The organism is Chromatiales bacterium, from assembly GCA_014762505.1.
GTDB lineage: Bacteria > Pseudomonadota > Gammaproteobacteria > SpSt-1174 > SpSt-1174 > SpSt-1174.
Window position 1 is genome coordinate 73,613 of sequence record JABURS010000019.1, and the last position, 15,581, is coordinate 89,193.

At 68.1% G+C, this 15,581-nt stretch carries 9 protein-coding genes; 5 read left to right on the forward strand and 4 right to left on the reverse strand.

The window, feature by feature from the left end; translation table 11 throughout:
- Nucleotides 1-31: 31 nt before the first annotated feature.
- Nucleotides 32-3,418 carry a UvrD-helicase domain-containing protein gene (locus HUJ28_02020; GenBank protein ID MBD3618235.1) on the reverse strand — a complete coding sequence of 1,129 codons (3,387 nt, stop codon included), beginning with the start codon at nt 3,416-3,418 and terminating at the stop codon, nt 32-34.
- Between the two features lie 186 nt (nt 3,419-3,604).
- Here HUJ28_02020 and parE point away from each other — a divergent pair, with 186 nt between their 5' ends.
- The 3 genes from parE (at nt 3,605) to htpX (ending at nt 8,759) form a co-directional block, all read left to right on the forward strand.
- Nucleotides 3,605-5,491, forward strand: a complete 1,887-nt coding sequence (gene parE / locus HUJ28_02025; protein MBD3618236.1) for a DNA topoisomerase IV subunit B — start codon at nt 3,605-3,607, stop codon at nt 5,489-5,491.
- Between the two features lie 27 nt (nt 5,492-5,518).
- Nucleotides 5,519-7,771: a DNA topoisomerase IV subunit A gene (parC, locus tag HUJ28_02030; protein MBD3618237.1), complete on the forward strand. Its 2,253-nt coding sequence runs from the start codon at nt 5,519-5,521 to the stop codon at nt 7,769-7,771.
- A gap of 103 nt (nt 7,772-7,874) precedes the next feature.
- Nucleotides 7,875-8,759, forward strand: coding sequence for a protease HtpX (gene htpX / locus HUJ28_02035; protein ID MBD3618238.1), 885 nt, complete (start codon nt 7,875-7,877; stop codon nt 8,757-8,759).
- 76 nt (nt 8,760-8,835) lie between these two features.
- Here the strand turns inward: htpX and HUJ28_02040 are convergent, their stop codons facing one another.
- The 3 genes from HUJ28_02040 to epmB all read right to left on the reverse strand — a co-directional run bounded on the left by HUJ28_02040 (nt 8,836) and on the right by epmB (nt 13,914).
- Nucleotides 8,836-10,902, reverse strand: coding sequence for an EAL domain-containing protein (locus HUJ28_02040; protein ID MBD3618239.1), 2,067 nt, complete (start codon nt 10,900-10,902; stop codon nt 8,836-8,838).
- Between the two features lie 128 nt (nt 10,903-11,030).
- Complete coding sequence (locus tag HUJ28_02045) at nt 11,031-12,806, reverse strand: hypothetical protein (GenBank protein ID MBD3618240.1); 1,776 nt, start codon at nt 12,804-12,806, stop codon at nt 11,031-11,033.
- Between the two features lie 100 nt (nt 12,807-12,906).
- The gene (epmB, locus tag HUJ28_02050) at nt 12,907-13,914 is read right to left on the reverse strand and encodes an EF-P beta-lysylation protein EpmB (protein ID MBD3618241.1); all 1,008 of its coding nucleotides are present in this window, start codon (nt 13,912-13,914) and stop codon (nt 12,907-12,909) included.
- 66 nt (nt 13,915-13,980) lie between these two features.
- Here epmB and efp point away from each other — a divergent pair, with 66 nt between their 5' ends.
- Together efp and genX are read left to right on the forward strand one after the other, a co-directional pair.
- A complete protein-coding gene (efp, locus tag HUJ28_02055) occupies nt 13,981-14,550 on the forward strand; it encodes an elongation factor P (protein MBD3618242.1) in 570 nt (189 codons plus the stop codon).
- A complete protein-coding gene (gene genX / locus HUJ28_02060; protein ID MBD3618243.1) occupies nt 14,547-15,506 on the forward strand; it encodes an EF-P lysine aminoacylase GenX in 960 nt (319 codons plus the stop codon). Before efp ends, genX begins: the two co-directional genes overlap by 4 nt.
- Nucleotides 15,507-15,581 lie beyond the last annotated feature (75 nt).

Sequence of the window (15,581 nt, forward strand, 5' to 3'; positions counted from 1 at the left end):
ATGGATCGGGGGGACCAATATAGGGATGCGGTCAGGCGCCTTCAAGGTCGACGCGTACCTGGCGGCCGGCATGGGTGAAGAGCAGACGGGCGTCGATGGCCTTCTCCGGCCACAGGCGGCGCAGGCCGTCGGCGTAGAGCCGCAGCTGTGGTGCGTAGTGCGCGGCCAGGGCGTCGCACTGCCCGGCGTCGACGCGGTGGGTCTTGTAGTCGACGACCACCACGCGGTCGTCGCCGATGAGCAGGCGGTCGATGAGGCCGTAGACGCGCCGGCCGTCGCGGGCGTAGAGGATGGGCAGCTCGTTGCGGGCCTCGATGCCCGCGGCGGGGCGGAAGACATCGGCGAAGGCCGGGTGGTCGAGCGCCGCCCGGGCCTCGCCGATCCAGGCCTCGAGTTCCTCGCGGCGTGCGGCCAGGGCGAGCTCGGCAGCGATGCGTGCGGCCAGCGTGCCGGCGTCGGGCGGGGCTGGGCCAGTGAGCAGTTCCAGGGCGCGGTGGATGGCCACGCCGCGGGCGAGGCCGTCCTCGTCCTCGGCCTCGACGAGCCCGCCGGTGCCGACCTGGCGGCTGGGCGCGATCTCGGCGGTGGTGGGCGGGGTGGCCAGTCGCCGGTCGAGGCCGGCCGGGACGGCGGGGCCCTCGGCGGCGGCCACGGGTGCGGCGGGGACCGGCGGCTCGCCGTGCTCCAGCACCCAGATGCCCTCCTCGTCGCGTGCGCCGAGGCCGTCGATGGCCTGCTCGATGGCGGCGTACCAGTGCGTCTCCCCGCCCTTGCCGCGCGCGTGGCCGCTCACGATCAGCAGCTGCCGGGCGCGGGTGAGGGCGACGTAGAGCAGGTTCGCGTCCTCGCGGGCGTCGCGCAGCTGTTTCTCGTCCAGCAGGGCGCGGACGGGCTCGGGCAGGTCGTCCTTGCGTCCCGGCAGGAGGAAGCGCGCCGGACGCTCGGCGTCGGCCGGCCAGTCGACCAGTGCCGCGTAGGTGCTGCGGCCGTTGGCCGTGGCCGTGCTGTCGGCCAGGATCACCACGGGGGCCTCCAGGCCCTTGGAGCCGTGCACGGTCATGATGCGCACGCGGGCATCAACGCCCTGGGCAGGCGGGGTGTCCGGGGCCTCGTTGGCGCCGGCGCGCAGCTGGCGCAGCCGGTCGAGGAACTTGATCAGGCTCGGGTAGCGCCCGGCATCCACCTCCAGGGCGAGTTCCAGGAAGCGGGAGAGGTTGGCCATGACCACGGGCCGCTGGTCCTCGGGCGTGGCGGCGCGATAGCGCGCCAGCACATCGCCCTCGGTATAGATGTGGTCCAGCAGGTCGTGGATGGGCAGGGCCCCGGCCAGGGGCTGCCAGGCCGCGAGACGGGTCTGTGCCGCACGGATCGCCGGCGAGGCGCCCGGGCCCTGCGCGAGCGTGGCCAGCCGGTCCAGCCAGTAGCGGCCCTCGGTGGTGGCCAGGGCGATGAGGTCGTCGTCGCTGGCGGCAAACAGCGGCGACTTCAGCACCTGCGCGAGGCGCAGGTTGTCGAAGGGCGTGACCAGCAGCTCCAGCAGGGCCAGCAGGTCCGGGATCTCCAGGGCCTCGAGCAGCCCGCCGCGTTCGCTGCCCAGGTAGGGGATGCCGGCCTCGCGCAGGGCGCGTTCCAGCTGGGCGCTGGCGGTGCGGTTGCGCAGCAGGATGAGGATGTCATCGAGGCGCAGCGGGCGGGCCTCCGCGCCGTGGCCCACCGGCAGGCCGCTGTCGAGCAGTGCGCGGATGCGCCGGGCGATGGCCTGGCCCTCGCGATAGGCGGTGTCGTCCTCGTACACGGGGCGCGGCTGTTCCAGCGGGTTGCGCAGCACCGGCGGGGACTCGCTCTCGGCGGGCTCGGGCCTGTCCATCCTCGGCACCAGCGGCAGCACCTCGACGCGGCCCCAGAGGTCGTGGTGATGGGTGTCGTGGGTCTGGAACCCGGCAAGCTGCGCGCCGAGCGGGGTGGCGTCGAACAGCCGGTTGACGAAGGCCATCACGGCCGGCGAGGAGCGCCAGGACTTGCTGAGCGGGACCTGGCGGCCGGCCAGGCGTTCTTCCAGCCAGCGCGAGGCCTCGGCCTGCAGCTCGGGCTGGGCGCGGCGAAAGCCGTAGATCGACTGCTTGGGGTCGCCCACCAGGAACACGCTGCGCGCCCGCTCCGGGTCGCCGGCGGCGATCTCCTCCAGCAGCGGCAGCAGCAGGCGCCACTGGGTGGGGTTGGTGTCCTGGAATTCGTCGATCAGCAGGTGATCGATGCGCTGGTCCAGCTTGTACTGCACCCAGGCGGCGTTGTCCGAGTGGTTGAGCAGGCGATAGGCCCGCCACTCCAGGTCGGCGAAGTCCAGCATGCGGCGCTCGCGCTTGATGCGCTGGTAGTGATCGAGATAGCACTGGCCGGCCCGGTACCAGGCGAGGTTCACGGCCAGGGCCTGCTGGCGGGCCAGGGCCTCGCGGCAGCGGGCGAGGTCGGCGCAGAATTCGGCGTGCAGGACGAGGAAGCGGTCCTCGCCGTCGGCCCCCATCTTTTTCGCCTGCGTGGCGCTGGGCTTGCGCACCCGCGGCTCGCCCCGGGCGGTGAGAAAGACGTTGCTGAGCGCCGCGTAGCGGTCCGCGCGCGAGCGCTCCTCGTGCAGCACCGTGGCGATGGTCTCGACGAACCCGAGGTTGGTCTGGGTGGGGTGTTTCTCCAGCAGCGCGCGGAATTCCGTCAGGCGCTGCAGGCCGGGCCCGTCGAGCAGTTCGGCCACGGGGTCGGCCTGCGGATCGGTATCGAGGAAGGCGCGCAGGCGGGCGTCGGCGAAGGCCAGCGGGTCGGCGGCGGTCTCGGTATAGGCCCACCAGTCGGCGCGGTAGGCGAGGAAGCTCTCCAGCGCGCCGCGCGTGTTGTCGATGCCGTTGAGCGCGTCGAACAGGACCTCCAGCCCCCGGGCGACCGGCGTCTCGGGGTCGCGGGTGGCGTCGGCGATCATGGCCTCGAAGGCCGCATCCCGCAGCTCGCCGGTGGTCTCGGCCAGCTCGAAGCCCGGTGGCACGTCGGCCTCCAGCGGGAAGCGGCGCAGCAGTTCCTGGCACAGGGCGTGGAAGGTGGTGGTGCGCACACCGCGTTCGGCATGCAGCAGCTGTTCGTAGAGGTGGCGGGCACGCCGGCGCGTGGCCGCGTCGGTGGCCTCGCCGATCCTGCCCAGGGCGGCGGCGAGCTGGTCGTCGTCCATGCCCGCCCAGCCCCGTACCCGGGCGAGCAGGCGTTCCTGCATCTCGCCGGCGGCCTTGCGGGTGAAGGTCACGGCCAGGATGCCGTCCGGGCGGGCGCCGGCCAGCAGCAGGCGCACCAGGCGGGTGACGAGCTGGTAGGTCTTGCCGGAGCCGGCCGAGGCGAAGACGGCGGCGTTGACGCCGGGGTCGGTGGGGTTGAGCGACATGGCCGTAGCTTACTAAGACCCCTCGTGGCAAAGCCACCACCAATATCCGCGCCCCCAGATGGCGGTTTTGTCACGGATCGGTTCGCGGGTGCTTGAAGGCGGCGGCGCATACCTCCCATAATGGGCCCCCAGATATTGGGCCTTCGAGACAACCATCCCCCTCATCTTGGGGTTTCCCGGAAGATTATGAGCCAAGCCTATAACGCCGCCGATATCGAGGTATTGAGCGGGCTGGAGCCGGTGCGCAAGCGTCCCGGCATGTACACCGACACCAGCCGCCCCAATCACCTCGCCCAGGAAGTGATCGACAACAGCGTCGACGAGGCCATCGCCGGCCACGCCAGCAAGGTGGGCGTGACGCTGTATCGCGACGGTTCGCTCGAGGTGGTGGACGACGGCCGCGGCATGCCGGTGGACCTGCACCCGCAGAAGAAGCTGCCCGGGGTGGAGGTGATCCTCACCACCCTGCACGCAGGCGGCAAGTTCTCGGACAAGAACTACCAGTTCTCCGGCGGCCTGCACGGGGTGGGCGTGTCGGTGGTCAACGCCCTGTCCAAGCGGCTGGAGATCGAGGTGCGCCGCGACGGCAAGCGCCACGCCATGGCCTTCGCCGGCGGCGCCAAGGCCAGCGACCTCACCGTGGTGGGCGAGGTGGGCAAGCGCAACACCGGCACCACGGTGCGCTTCTGGCCCGACGCCCAGTACTTCGACAGCATCAAGTTCTCGGTGCCGCGCCTGAAGCACGTGCTGCGCGCCAAGGCGGTGCTGTGCCCGGGCCTGCTGATCGAGTTCTTCGACGAACAGAGCGGCGAGCGCGAGACCTGGCAGTACGAGGACGGCCTGCGCGACTACCTGATGGAGGCCGTGCAGGGCTACGAGCTCTTGCCGGAGGAGCCCTTCATCGGTTCGCTGCACGGCGAGAAGGAGGCCGTGGACTGGGCCGTGGTATGGCTGCCGGAGGGCGGCGAGGGCGTGCAGGAGAGCTACGTCAACCTGATCCCCACCGCCCAGGGCGGCACGCACGTGAACGGCCTGCGCCAGGGCCTGACCGAGGCGGTGCGCGAGTTCTGCGAGTTCCGCAACCTGATCCCGCGCGGCGTGAAGCTCTCGCCCGAGGATGTGTGGGACCGCGTGAGCTACATCGTCTCGCTGAAGATGCAGGACCCGCAGTTCGCCGGCCAGACCAAGGAGCGGCTCTCCTCGCGCGAGTCGGCCGCCTTCGTCTCCGGGGTGGTGAAGGACGCCTTCAGCCTGTGGCTCAACCAGCACGCCGAGACCGGCGAGCGCCTGGCGCAGTTCGCCATCGGCAACGCCCAGCGCCGCCTGCGCGCCGGCAAGAAGGTGGTGCGCAAGAAGGTTACCCAGGGCCCGGCGCTGCCGGGCAAGCTGGCCGACTGTGCCGCGCAGGATCTGTCGCGCACCGAGCTGTTCCTGGTGGAGGGCGACTCGGCCGGCGGCTCGGCCAAGCAGGCGCGCGACCGCGAGTTCCAGGCCATCATGCCGCTGCGCGGCAAGATCCTGAACACCTGGGAGGTGGACCCGGACCAGATCCTCGCCTCGCAGGAGATCCACGACATCTCCGTGGCCATCGGCGTGGAGCCGGGCGCCGAGGACCTCAGCAAGCTGCGCTACGGCAAGATCTGCATCCTCGCCGACGCCGACTCCGACGGCCTGCACATCGCCACGCTGCTCTGCGCGCTGTTCGTGCGCCACTACCGCCCGCTGGTGACGGCCGGGCACATCTACGTGGCCATGCCGCCGCTGTTCCGTATCGACATCGGCAAGGACGTCTACTACGCCCTGGATGAGTCGGAGAAGGCCGGCGTGATCGACCGCATCAAGGCCGAAGGCAAGCGCGGCAAGATCACCGTCACCCGCTTCAAGGGCCTGGGCGAGATGAATCCGCTGCAGCTGCGCGAGACCACCATGGCGCCCGAGACGCGCCGGCTGGTGCAGCTCACGCTGGAGGCCGCCGACGACACCAACACGCTGCTGGACATGCTGCTGTCGAAGAAGCGCGCCTCCGACCGCAAGACCTGGCTGGAACAGAAGGGCGACCTCGCCGAGGTCTGAGCCACTACCACGAATCGATAGGCACCCATGAGCAACAACGCCGAAATCAACTACGAAGGCATCGAGCAGCTGCCGCTGGGCCGCTTCACCGAGAAGGCCTACCTCGACTACTCCATGTACGTGATCATGGACCGCGCCCTGCCGAACCTGGGCGACGGACTCAAGCCGGTGCAGCGGCGCATCGTCTATGCCATGTCCGAGCTCGGCCTGGCCGCCACCGCCAAGTACAAGAAGTCGGCGCGCACCGTGGGTGACGTGCTCGGCAAGTTCCACCCGCACGGCGACTCGGCCTGCTACGAGGCCATGGTGCTGATGGCCCAGCCCTTCTCCTACCGCTACCCGCTGGTGGACGGGCAGGGCAACTGGGGCTCGCCGGACGATCCCAAGTCCTTCGCCGCCATGCGTTACACCGAGTCGCGCCTGGCGCCGTATGCGGAGGTGCTGCTGCGCGAACTGGGGCAGGGCACGGTGGACTGGGTGCCGAACTTCGACGGCACCCTGGACGAGCCGGCCGTGCTGCCGGCCCGCCTGCCGAACGTGCTGCTCAATGGTTCCACCGGCATCGCCGTGGGCATGTCCACCGACATCCCGCCGCACAACCTGCGCGAGGTGGCCGCCGCCTGCATCCACCTGCTGGACAGCCCGAAGGCCACGGTCACCGAACTCTGCGAACACATCCAGGGGCCGGACTTTCCCACGGATGCCGAGCTCATCACGCCGCGCGCCGACATCCAGCGCATGTACGAGACCGGCAACGGCAGCCTGCGCATGCGCGCCCGTTTCGAGAAGGAAGAGGGCGACATCGTGATCACCGCGCTGCCCTATCAGGTCTCGGGTGCCAAGGTGCTGGAGCAGATCGCCCAGCAGATGCAGGCGAAGAAGCTGCCCATGGTCGAGGACCTGCGCGACGAGTCCGACCACGAGCACCCGACGCGGCTGGTGATCGTGCCGCGCTCCAACCGGATCGACGTCGAGGCCCTGATGGCGCACCTGTTCGCCACCACCGATCTCGAGCGCACCTACCGCGTCAACATGAACATGATCGGCATCAACGGCCGGCCGGCGGTGAAGGACCTGCGCACCCTGCTCAAGGAGTGGCTGAGTTTCCGCCTGCAGACGGTGCGCCGGCGCCTGGAATACCGCCTCGACAAGGTCAACGATCGCCTGCACCTGCTGGAAGGCCTGTTGATCGCCTTCCTCAACATCGACGAGGTCATCCACATCATCCGCACCGAGGACGAGCCCAAAGCGGTGCTGATGGAGCGCTTCGGCCTCACCGCCACCCAGGCCGACTACGTGCTCGACACCAAGCTGCGCCAGCTCGCGCGCCTGGAGGAGATGAAGATCCGCGCCGAGCAGGAGGAGCTCGCGAAGGAGCGCGACTGGCTGGAGAAGACGCTGGGTTCCGAGGCGCGGATGAAGACCCTGATCAAGAAGGAGCTGGCCGAGGACGCCGAGAAATACGGCGATGCGCGCCGCTCGCCCATCGTCGCGCGCGAGGCCGCCCAGGCCTTGGACGAGTCCGCCCTGGTACCCACCGAGCCCGTGACCGTGGTGATCTCGCAGAAGGGCTGGGTGCGTGCCGGCAAGGGCCACGAGCTCGATCCGGTCTCGCTCAGCTACAAGGCGGGCGACGGCTTCCAGCACGCCGCGCGCGGGCGTTCCAACCAGCTCGCGGTATTCATCGATTCCACCGGCCGCACCTACAGCCTGCCGGCCCATACGCTGCCCTCGGCGCGCAGCCAGGGCGAACCGCTCTCCGGGCGCCTCAACCCGCCGGACGGCGCGACCTTCATCGGCGTGGTGATGGGCCAGCCCGAGGACCTCTTCCTGCTGGCCACCGATTTCGGCTACGGCTTCGTCTGCAAGCTCGAGGACATGGTCACGCGCAACAAGGCCGGCAAGGCCACGCTCTCCGTGCCCAAGGGCGCGCGCGTGCTGCCACCGGTGAAGGTGCGCTCGCTGGAGGACGACTGGATCGTGGCCGTCACCTCCGAGGGCTACATGCTGGTCACGCATCTGGGCGAACTGCCGCAGATGCCGCGCGGCAAGGGCAACAAGATCATCAACGTGCCCGGGCCCAAGCTGAAGGCCCGCGAGGAGGTGGTGGTGGCCACCATCCTGGTGCAGGACGGGGAGGCCATCCGCGTGACCGCCGGCAGGAAGTTCAAGGTGATGAAGGGAGCCGAGGTGGACGAGTATGCCGGCGAGCGTGGCCGGCGCGGTACCAAGCTGCCGCGCGGCTTCCAGAAGGTGGATGCCCTGACGCTGGAGGAATGAACCGGCGGGGCCGGAAATCACGCCTGTGTGATTGAATTTTTCATCCTGGCCCCTATCTAATGGGTTCGGATATCAACCCGTATAGAGATTGGAACAATAACCTATGAAACGCATCTTTCTGTTTCTGGCTACCAACATCGCCATCCTCGTGGTGCTGTCGATCGTCCTGAACATCCTCGGTGTCGACAGCCTGCTGCAGGCGAATGGCGTCGACCTGAACATGCAGGCCGTACTCATCTTCGCGGCCGTGTTCGGCTTCGGCGGCTCGTTCATCTCCCTGGCCATGTCCAAGTGGATGGCCAAGCGCGCCATGGGCGTGCAGATCATCGAGCGGCCGGGCAATTCAAGCGAGCAGTGGCTGGTGGAGACGGTGCGTCGCCAGGCCCAGGCCGCCGGTATCGGCATGCCCGAGGTGGGCATCTTCAACTCCCCCGAGCCCAATGCCTTCGCCACGGGCGCGAGCAGGAACAACGCCCTGGTGGCGGTCAGCACGGGGCTTCTGCAGAACATGACGGCCGACGAGGTCGAGGCCGTACTCGGCCACGAGGTCGCGCACGTGGCCAACGGCGACATGGTGACCATGGCCCTGATCCAGGGCGTGATCAACACCTTCGTCATCGCCATCTCGCGCGTCATCGGTCACGTGGTCGACCGTGTCGTGTTCAAGACCGAGCAGGGCTATGGCCCGGCCTATTTCATCACCGTGATCGTCGCCGAGATCTTCCTCGCCGTGCTGGCCTCGATGATCGTCATGTGGTTCTCGCGCCAGCGCGAGTTCCGCGCCGACCGCGGTGGTGCCGACCTGGCCGGACGCGAGAAGATGGTCGCCGCGCTGCGCCGGCTGCAGCAGCGTGCCCATGGCGAGGACATGCCGGGGCAGCTCGCCGCCTTCGGCATCAGTGGCCGGGGCAAGCATGGCCTTGCCCGGCTGTTCATGAGTCACCCGCCGCTGGAGGAGCGCATTGCCGCACTCGAGCAGATGCGCTGATCGACCCGCACGGGTTCTGCAAAAAAACAGGCCGCGAATTCGCGGCCTGTTTTTTTGCTGCTGACTCCGGTCGGGGCTACATCGAGCTGAAGTCGTAATTGAGTTCCTCGCTCGGTGCCTGCAGGAAGGAGCCCTGGATGTAGTTCACGCCCATGCCCCACAGCACGGACAGGGCATTGGGGTCTTCCACGAACTGCGCGACGATGAGCTTGTTCATGGAATGGGCCGTGTCGGTGAGGTTCTTCACCGCATCCTGGTTTTCCTGGTTGCCCGTGATGTTCTGCATGAAGCCACGATCGATCTTGAGGTAGTCGGCGTTCACGTGCTTGAGCAGCTGGAAGGGATCCAGGCCCGCGCCGAATTCGTCCAGGGCGAAGGAGCACTTCAGCTGCTTGAGGCCATTGACGAATTCCTTGGCCTGCTTGAGGTAGTTGAGCAGCGTGTCTTCCTTCATCTCCAGCACCAGGCTCTCGGCCGGCAGGCGCGACTCCTTGAGCTTCTCGGCAATCCAGGGCAGGGCGCCCGGGTCCTGCAGCGAGCCGGCGGTGAGCTTGATGAAGAAGATGGTCTCCGGATGCGTCTTGCGACGCTCGGCGAGCTTCTTCAGGGCATTGATCAGCACCCAGCGGTCCAGGCCCTTGGCCATGTTGGTGCGCTCGGCACTGGGCAGGAACTCGCCCGGACTGACGGGGTTGCCCTCCTTGTCCAGCAGGCGCAGATAGACCTCGTAACGCTCGCCCGGGTCGCCATGCAGGCTGACGATGGGCTGGTAGAGCAGGCGCAGGCGGTTGTCCTTGAGGGCGTCGCGGATGACCTCGCTCCATTGCTCGTCGAGCTGCTTCTGCGTCATCTCGCCGGCCTTGGGCTGGTAGATGACGAACTTGCCACCATCGCCCTGGGCCGCCTCGCCGCGGGCCGATTCGCTGCGCGCGATCAGCTCGTTGGGGTCGGGCGTGTTCTCGTCGATGATGGCCGCGCCCGAGCTGATGGTGCAGGTGATGGACTTGCCCTCGACCTCGTAGATGCTGTCGGTGATCGCCTTGAGCAGCTTGCCCATGTAGGCGGTAAGCTCGGCCTTCTCCCAGTGCTTGGTGAGGATGGCGAAGTTGGGGCCGTCCATGCGGGCCACCAGGTCGCCTTCGTCCGCATTCTGGTCCAGGGTCTTGCCCACGTCGGCGATCACGAGGTCGCTGCCGGAGACGCCGACGATGCCCTTGATGTCGTCGAACTTGTCGATGACGATCTGCACCAGCGCGGTATTGCCCTGGCCCTGGCTGGCGACGCCGACCCGCGTGGTCAGCTGCTCGATGAAATGCTGGCGGTTGTAGAGGCCAGTGAGCAGGTCGCGCTGGCTCAGGTAGTTGAGCTGTTGCTCGAGTTCCTTGGCGTTGGCCTGGTCGCGGATCAGGATCTGCGTGCAGGGTTCGCCATCGATGGAGGCGGGGCTGAACTCGATGCTGGCCTTGAATTCCTTGTCGTTGGTGTCGCGCAGGGTGATGTCCAGCTCCTGCTTCTGTTCCTTGCCCTTGGCGTAGTTGCGCAGGAACTCCTTCATCTTGTTCTGGTCGGCCGGTGCGACCATGTCCATGATGGGCGTGCCTTCCACGTCATCGATCCCGGCGTAGCCGAAGAGTTCCAGGTAGGACTCGTTGGCGAAGATGTGCATGCCTTCGTGCACGTAGGCAATGGCGTCGCGCGAGCTCTGCAGCAGGGTCTTGCAACGGCGGTCGGTCTCGCGCAGGGCGGTTTCCAGCTGCTTGAGCTGGCGCCACTGCGACTGGCAGGTGGCGGTACGGGAGACCACCAGCTTGAGATGTTCGGGCTGGCCCTTCTGTACCAGGTCTGCGGCGCCGAGCTGCATGCAGTCGATCACGTCGGCCGGGCCATCGGTGACGGCCACCACGGGGGCGTTGCGACCGGCGTCGCGGATGCCGGCAATGGTCTGCTCCAGCGTGAGGCCGCCGACCTTGAGCGAGCAGATGACGATGTCCGGCGCCTGTTTCTTGAGCGTCGCCTCCAGCTCATCGGGCGTAACGGCACGGTCCGCCCTGACGGCGAAGCCGGCGCTCTTGATCGAGCTGATGATCATTTCGGCATCGTTGAGGTTGTCCTCGACGATGATGAGGCGCAGTACGTTATCCATCCGTTGCGTGTCGTCGCTTGTCGCGTTTCTTGTGGTGTCCGGCTCGGTCTGCCGTATCCGGCTGCCGGTGGGCGAGGCCCCGATTGTCAACGTTGCGCAGCGTCATGGCAAGCGGCGGGGTTCCCGAATCAGAGGTTTGCCCACAGTGAATCGAAGCCGTTGTCCGTTTCGGACCTGTGCGGGGTTTCGTCCTTGATCGGCTGGTACTGGTATTGCGCGAAGCTGCTGGAGTGCTCGTCCAGGCGGGTGAGCTGGAGCTTGAGCTGCTGGTTGAAAAGCTTCACCAGCAGCTGGTCGCCCACCTGGAACCTGCCGGCCGGCAGGATGACCGTGGGTTCCAGGTGTATGGTCTTGATGCCGGGCAACAGGAAGGCGTCGATGGGGAAGCTGTCGGACACCAGGCGGTTCTTGATGCGCTGGATCTCCAGCAGCAGGGTGCGCGGGCCGAGAAGCTGCACACCGATCTCCAGCCCCAGGTCTTCCTGGAATTGCATCCAGCGAATCACCCCCAGCCGCCACTGGTAACTGCCGTCGCGGTTCTCGCGTACGCCCACGAGTTCCCCGACCTGGGCACGGGAAGGCTGCTCGCCCTCCCACAGCAGGCCGAAGCCGCCGGCACTGGCATTGGTGACGCGCCAGCTCTCCCAGCTGGGGGCCTTCGGGCGTTCCATGCGCTTGCGCTCCTGCTCGCGCTTGTGCTCGAGGTAGGCCTCGCTGATGACATTGCCCTGGGCCACGCTGTCCCAGACATTGAGCTCCTCGTTCCCGGTCGCTGCGCGCTCATCGTCAGGCAGGCGCTGCAGCGAGAGCTCGTCCAGCAGGGGCTCGCGACGCGGCGCGGCATTGGCCCCCGGCGGGGTCTCCAGGTCCTCGCGGATGGCGTTGTGGATGTTGGCAAGGCCCAGGGCGATCTGTGCCTGGTCGTCCTTTTCCGCGCGGCTGAAACGCCGCTGGCTGGTCTCGCTCAGGGTGTTGAGCAGGCGCCGGGTGAGGTCGAAGCCGAGCTCGGAGCGCTGGATGATGGAGGCTGTGGGGTCGAAGTCGCCCTTTTGCAGGGTATTGCGCAGCGACTTGACCGCCTGCGTGACGTCGATGCCACGGATGGCGCCACTCGCGGGGATCTCGGCGATGGCCGCGTAGACCGGCGGCTCGTCCACCTCGAGGTTGACGACGTAGGCCCCGCCGTTGGCATCCGGCGAGGGTGTGCGCACGATCTCGCCATCGCTGCTGTGGACCTCGAAATAGGCCTCTATACGGTCGGCCTCGCCCTGGCGCAGGCTTTGCGGGCGCGCCAGTGCCAGCAGGCAGGCGTGCTTGTAGGCATCCGCGATGCTGGACTTGCTGCGCTGGCGCAGCAGGGGGTCCTTGATCTGCTTGCCGAGCAGGTCCTGCTGTTCGGCGATCGCGTAGAGGCCATGGATGTCGCGCCATACGCCGCCGGGTTCCGGGGCATAGACGCGGGCGGCGTTGAAGAGCACCTGCTCCAGGTAGCGCAGCGAGCGGTGGATGGCCAGCGGCAGCTTGCCGCCCCACAGCCGGTGCCGATAGACCGTGGCGTCGACCACGCAGGCCTTGTAGCCGTTGGCCAGCTCCATGAGGATGGTCTGGGTGAGGGTGACGATCTTGCGGCTCTTGGCGGGCAGGGGCAGGGAGCGGGAGACCATGTGCTTGCCCAGATAGTCGAGCACCATGGCGGTGGTCGGGGCCATCAGCTCCATGATCTCCAGGCGCGTGCCGGCGGAGACCTTGAGCCGGTTGAGTTCGCTCAGGCCGGTATAGAACAGGCGGGTGGTCTCCCCCATGTTGACCAGCGGGAGCTCCTTCAGCCACTGCCGCACCCGGCGCGGACGGGTCGGAAAGCTCCCCGGTGTGGGGGCTTCCTGTCTGGGAACCTGGATCTGCATGCCCGGTTGTTATGCTTCTTTTATGGTTTTCTGGTGGCGATCTCCCTGAAGCTTAAGGGGAAAACCGCCGTTTTGTATAGTCCGCGGCCAGTCCGGGCCGTCAGGCGATGGGGTGTTTGCCGGGCTCGCCGGCGATCTCGCGCACGAGACGTGGCACCAGGTAGCCCGGCAGGCGGGCGCGCAGGCCGTCGATCAGGACGCGTGCCTCGGCCTCGGTGACATCGAAGTGGGCGGCGCCCTGCACCCGGTCCAGCAGGTGCAGGTAGTAGGGCTGGACCCCGTGATCGAACAGGGCCTCGCTGAGCCCGGCCTGGGCCGCCACGCTGTCGTTCACGTCCCGCAGCAGTACCGCCTGGTTGAGCAGCAGCACGCCGCCTGCGCGCAGCCCTGCCAGGGCCTGGCCGACGGCGGCATCGAACTCGTTGGCGTGGTTGGCGTGGACGACCATCACCGGCCGCAGGCGGTTCCCGCCCAGAAGGTCGAGCAGCCCCGCATCGATACGCGCGGGCAGCACCACGGGCAGGCGGGTGTGGATGCGCAGCCGCCGGAGATGGGGGATGTCCGCCAGTGCCGCGAGCAGCCGGGCCAGGCGTGCGTTGCTGAGCACCAGTGGGTCGCCGCCGGAGAGGATGATCTCCGTCACCGAGGGATCGCGGTGCAGGTAGTCGATGGCGCCCTGCCAGTCCTCGCGCGCCGGGTTGGCCTCGCCGTAGGGGAAGTGGCGACGGAAGCAGTAGCGGCAGTGCACCGCGCAGGCCCCGGTGGTCACCAGCAGGGCCCGGCCGTGGTACTTGTGCAGCAGGCCCGGCGTGGTCATGGCATCGAGGTCGCCCACCGGGTCGCTGAGGTAGCCGGGCCGTGGCACCAGCTCGTCGGCCAGGGGCAGCACCTGACGCAGCAGGGGGTCGGCGGCATCCCCCCGCCGCATGCGGTCCACGTAGCCCTGCGGCACGCGCAGGCGGAAGTCCCGCCCGGCCTCGCGCGCCGGTGCCAGCAGGGTCCCGGGCAGGTCGAGCTGGCGCAGCAGCTCGGCCGGGTCGGTAATGGCCTCGGCCAGTTCCTGTTGCCAGCTGAGGGGGTATCTCGCGGGAGCCGGTGGGTTTGTCATATAATTCGCGACTTTGTCGTACGACCCAAACCAAAGACGGCGCCACGCGCCGCAGTCGAGGGAACCATGGCCAGTTACAGCACCAACGAATTTCGCGGCGGACTCAAGATCATGCTCGACGGCGATCCCTACAACATCGTCGAGAACGAGTTCGTGAAGCCGGGCAAGGGCCAGGCCTTCAACCGCGTCAGGATCCGCAACCTCAAGACGGGTCGCGTGATCGAGCGCACCTTCAAGTCCGGCGAGTCCGTGGAGGCCGCCGACGTCGTCGATACCGACATGCAGTACCTGTATTCCGACGGCGAGTTCTGGCATTTCATGGTACCAGATACCTTCGAGCAGTACGCCGCCGGCGAGGCCGCCGTGGCCGATGCCAAGCAGTGGCTAAAGGAGCAGGACACCTGCATCGTCACCCTGTGGAACAACGTCCCGCTGTCCGTGGCCCCGCCCAACTTCATCGAGGCGCGCATCGTCGAGACCGATCCGGGCCTGCGTGGCGATACCGCCACCGGCGGCACCAAGCCGGCCACCCTGGAGACTGGCGCCGTGGTCAAGGTGCCGCTGTTCATCGAAGAGGGCGAGATCATCAAGGTCGATACCCGCAGCGGCGACTACGTCTCGCGCGTCAAGGAATGAGCGACTGGGCACCCAGCGCCTCGCTGGACATGCTCCGGAACCGGGCCCGGATGCTTCACGGCATCCGGGCCTTTTTCGATGTGCGCGGCGTGATGGAGGTGAGCCCGCCGTTGCTGTCGGCGGCGGCCGTCACCGACCCGCAGATCGAGAGCGTCCAGGCCCGCGTCTGCGGCGAGACGCGTTATCTGCACACCTCGCCAGAGTTCGCCATGAAGCGGCTGCTGGCCGCCGGCAGCGGGGACATCTATTACCTGGGGCCGGTGTTCCGCGACGGCGAGCGCGGGCGGCGGCATGCCACCGAGTTCACCATGCTGGAGTGGTACCGGCCGGGCTTCGACCTGGAGGCGCTGATGACCGAGGTCGAGACCCTGCTGCTGCCGCTCGCGTACCCGCACCGGCCCCTGCAGCCGGCCATGCGTCTGAGCTACCGCGAGGCCTTCCTGCGTTACGCCGGCATCGATCCCTTTGCCGCCAGCGACGAGGCACTGGCGGCCGTGGCGCGCGAGCGGGGACTGGACGTTGCCGGCGAGATGGGGCGCGACGACTGGCTGGATCTGCTGATCAGCACCGCGGTCGCCCCGCAGTTTCCCGTCGACCGCCTGACCTTCGTCCATGACTACCCGGCCTCGCAGGCGGCCCTGGCCCGTGTGGTCGACGGCCCCTGCGGTGCCGTGGCCCGACGCTTCGAGGCCTACCTGGGCGAACTCGAACTGGCGAACGGCTTTCACGAACTGGCCGTGGCCGGGGAGCAGCGCGCGCGTTTCGAGGCCGACCTGGCGCGCCGGCAGGCGCGGGGCCAGGCCGCCGTGCCGGTGGACGAGCAGCTGCTCGCCGCGCTCGCGGCCGGGCTGCCGGACTGTGCCGGGGTGTCCGTGGGGATCGACAGGCTGCTGATGGCGGTGTGTGGTGTTGCGGATATCTCGGCGGTGCAGTGTTTCTGTGAGGCCAGGGCCTGACGCTTGCTCGCCTTGACCCTTCGGGCCGGATGCGCAGCCCCTGCCGGCCTGGCGCTACCCGCCCACCGGCCCGAA

What these genes read in the sequence shown, in the direction of transcription:
- HUJ28_02020 (MBD3618235.1), bottom strand. Translation starts at nt 3,418, where the DNA reads ATGTCGCTCAACCCCACCGACCCCGGCGTCAACGCCGCCGTCTTCGCC.
- parE (MBD3618236.1), top strand. Translation starts at nt 3,605, where the DNA reads ATGAGCCAAGCCTATAACGCCGCCGATATCGAGGTATTGAGCGGGCTG.
- parC (MBD3618237.1), top strand. Translation starts at nt 5,519, where the DNA reads ATGAGCAACAACGCCGAAATCAACTACGAAGGCATCGAGCAGCTGCCG.
- htpX (MBD3618238.1), top strand. Translation starts at nt 7,875, where the DNA reads ATGAAACGCATCTTTCTGTTTCTGGCTACCAACATCGCCATCCTCGTG.
- HUJ28_02040 (MBD3618239.1), bottom strand. Translation starts at nt 10,902, where the DNA reads ATGGATAACGTACTGCGCCTCATCATCGTCGAGGACAACCTCAACGAT.
- HUJ28_02045 (MBD3618240.1), bottom strand. Translation starts at nt 12,806, where the DNA reads ATGCAGATCCAGGTTCCCAGACAGGAAGCCCCCACACCGGGGAGCTTT.
- epmB (MBD3618241.1), bottom strand. Translation starts at nt 13,914, where the DNA reads ATGACAAACCCACCGGCTCCCGCGAGATACCCCCTCAGCTGGCAACAG.
- efp (MBD3618242.1), top strand. Translation starts at nt 13,981, where the DNA reads ATGGCCAGTTACAGCACCAACGAATTTCGCGGCGGACTCAAGATCATG.
- genX (MBD3618243.1), top strand. Translation starts at nt 14,547, where the DNA reads ATGAGCGACTGGGCACCCAGCGCCTCGCTGGACATGCTCCGGAACCGG.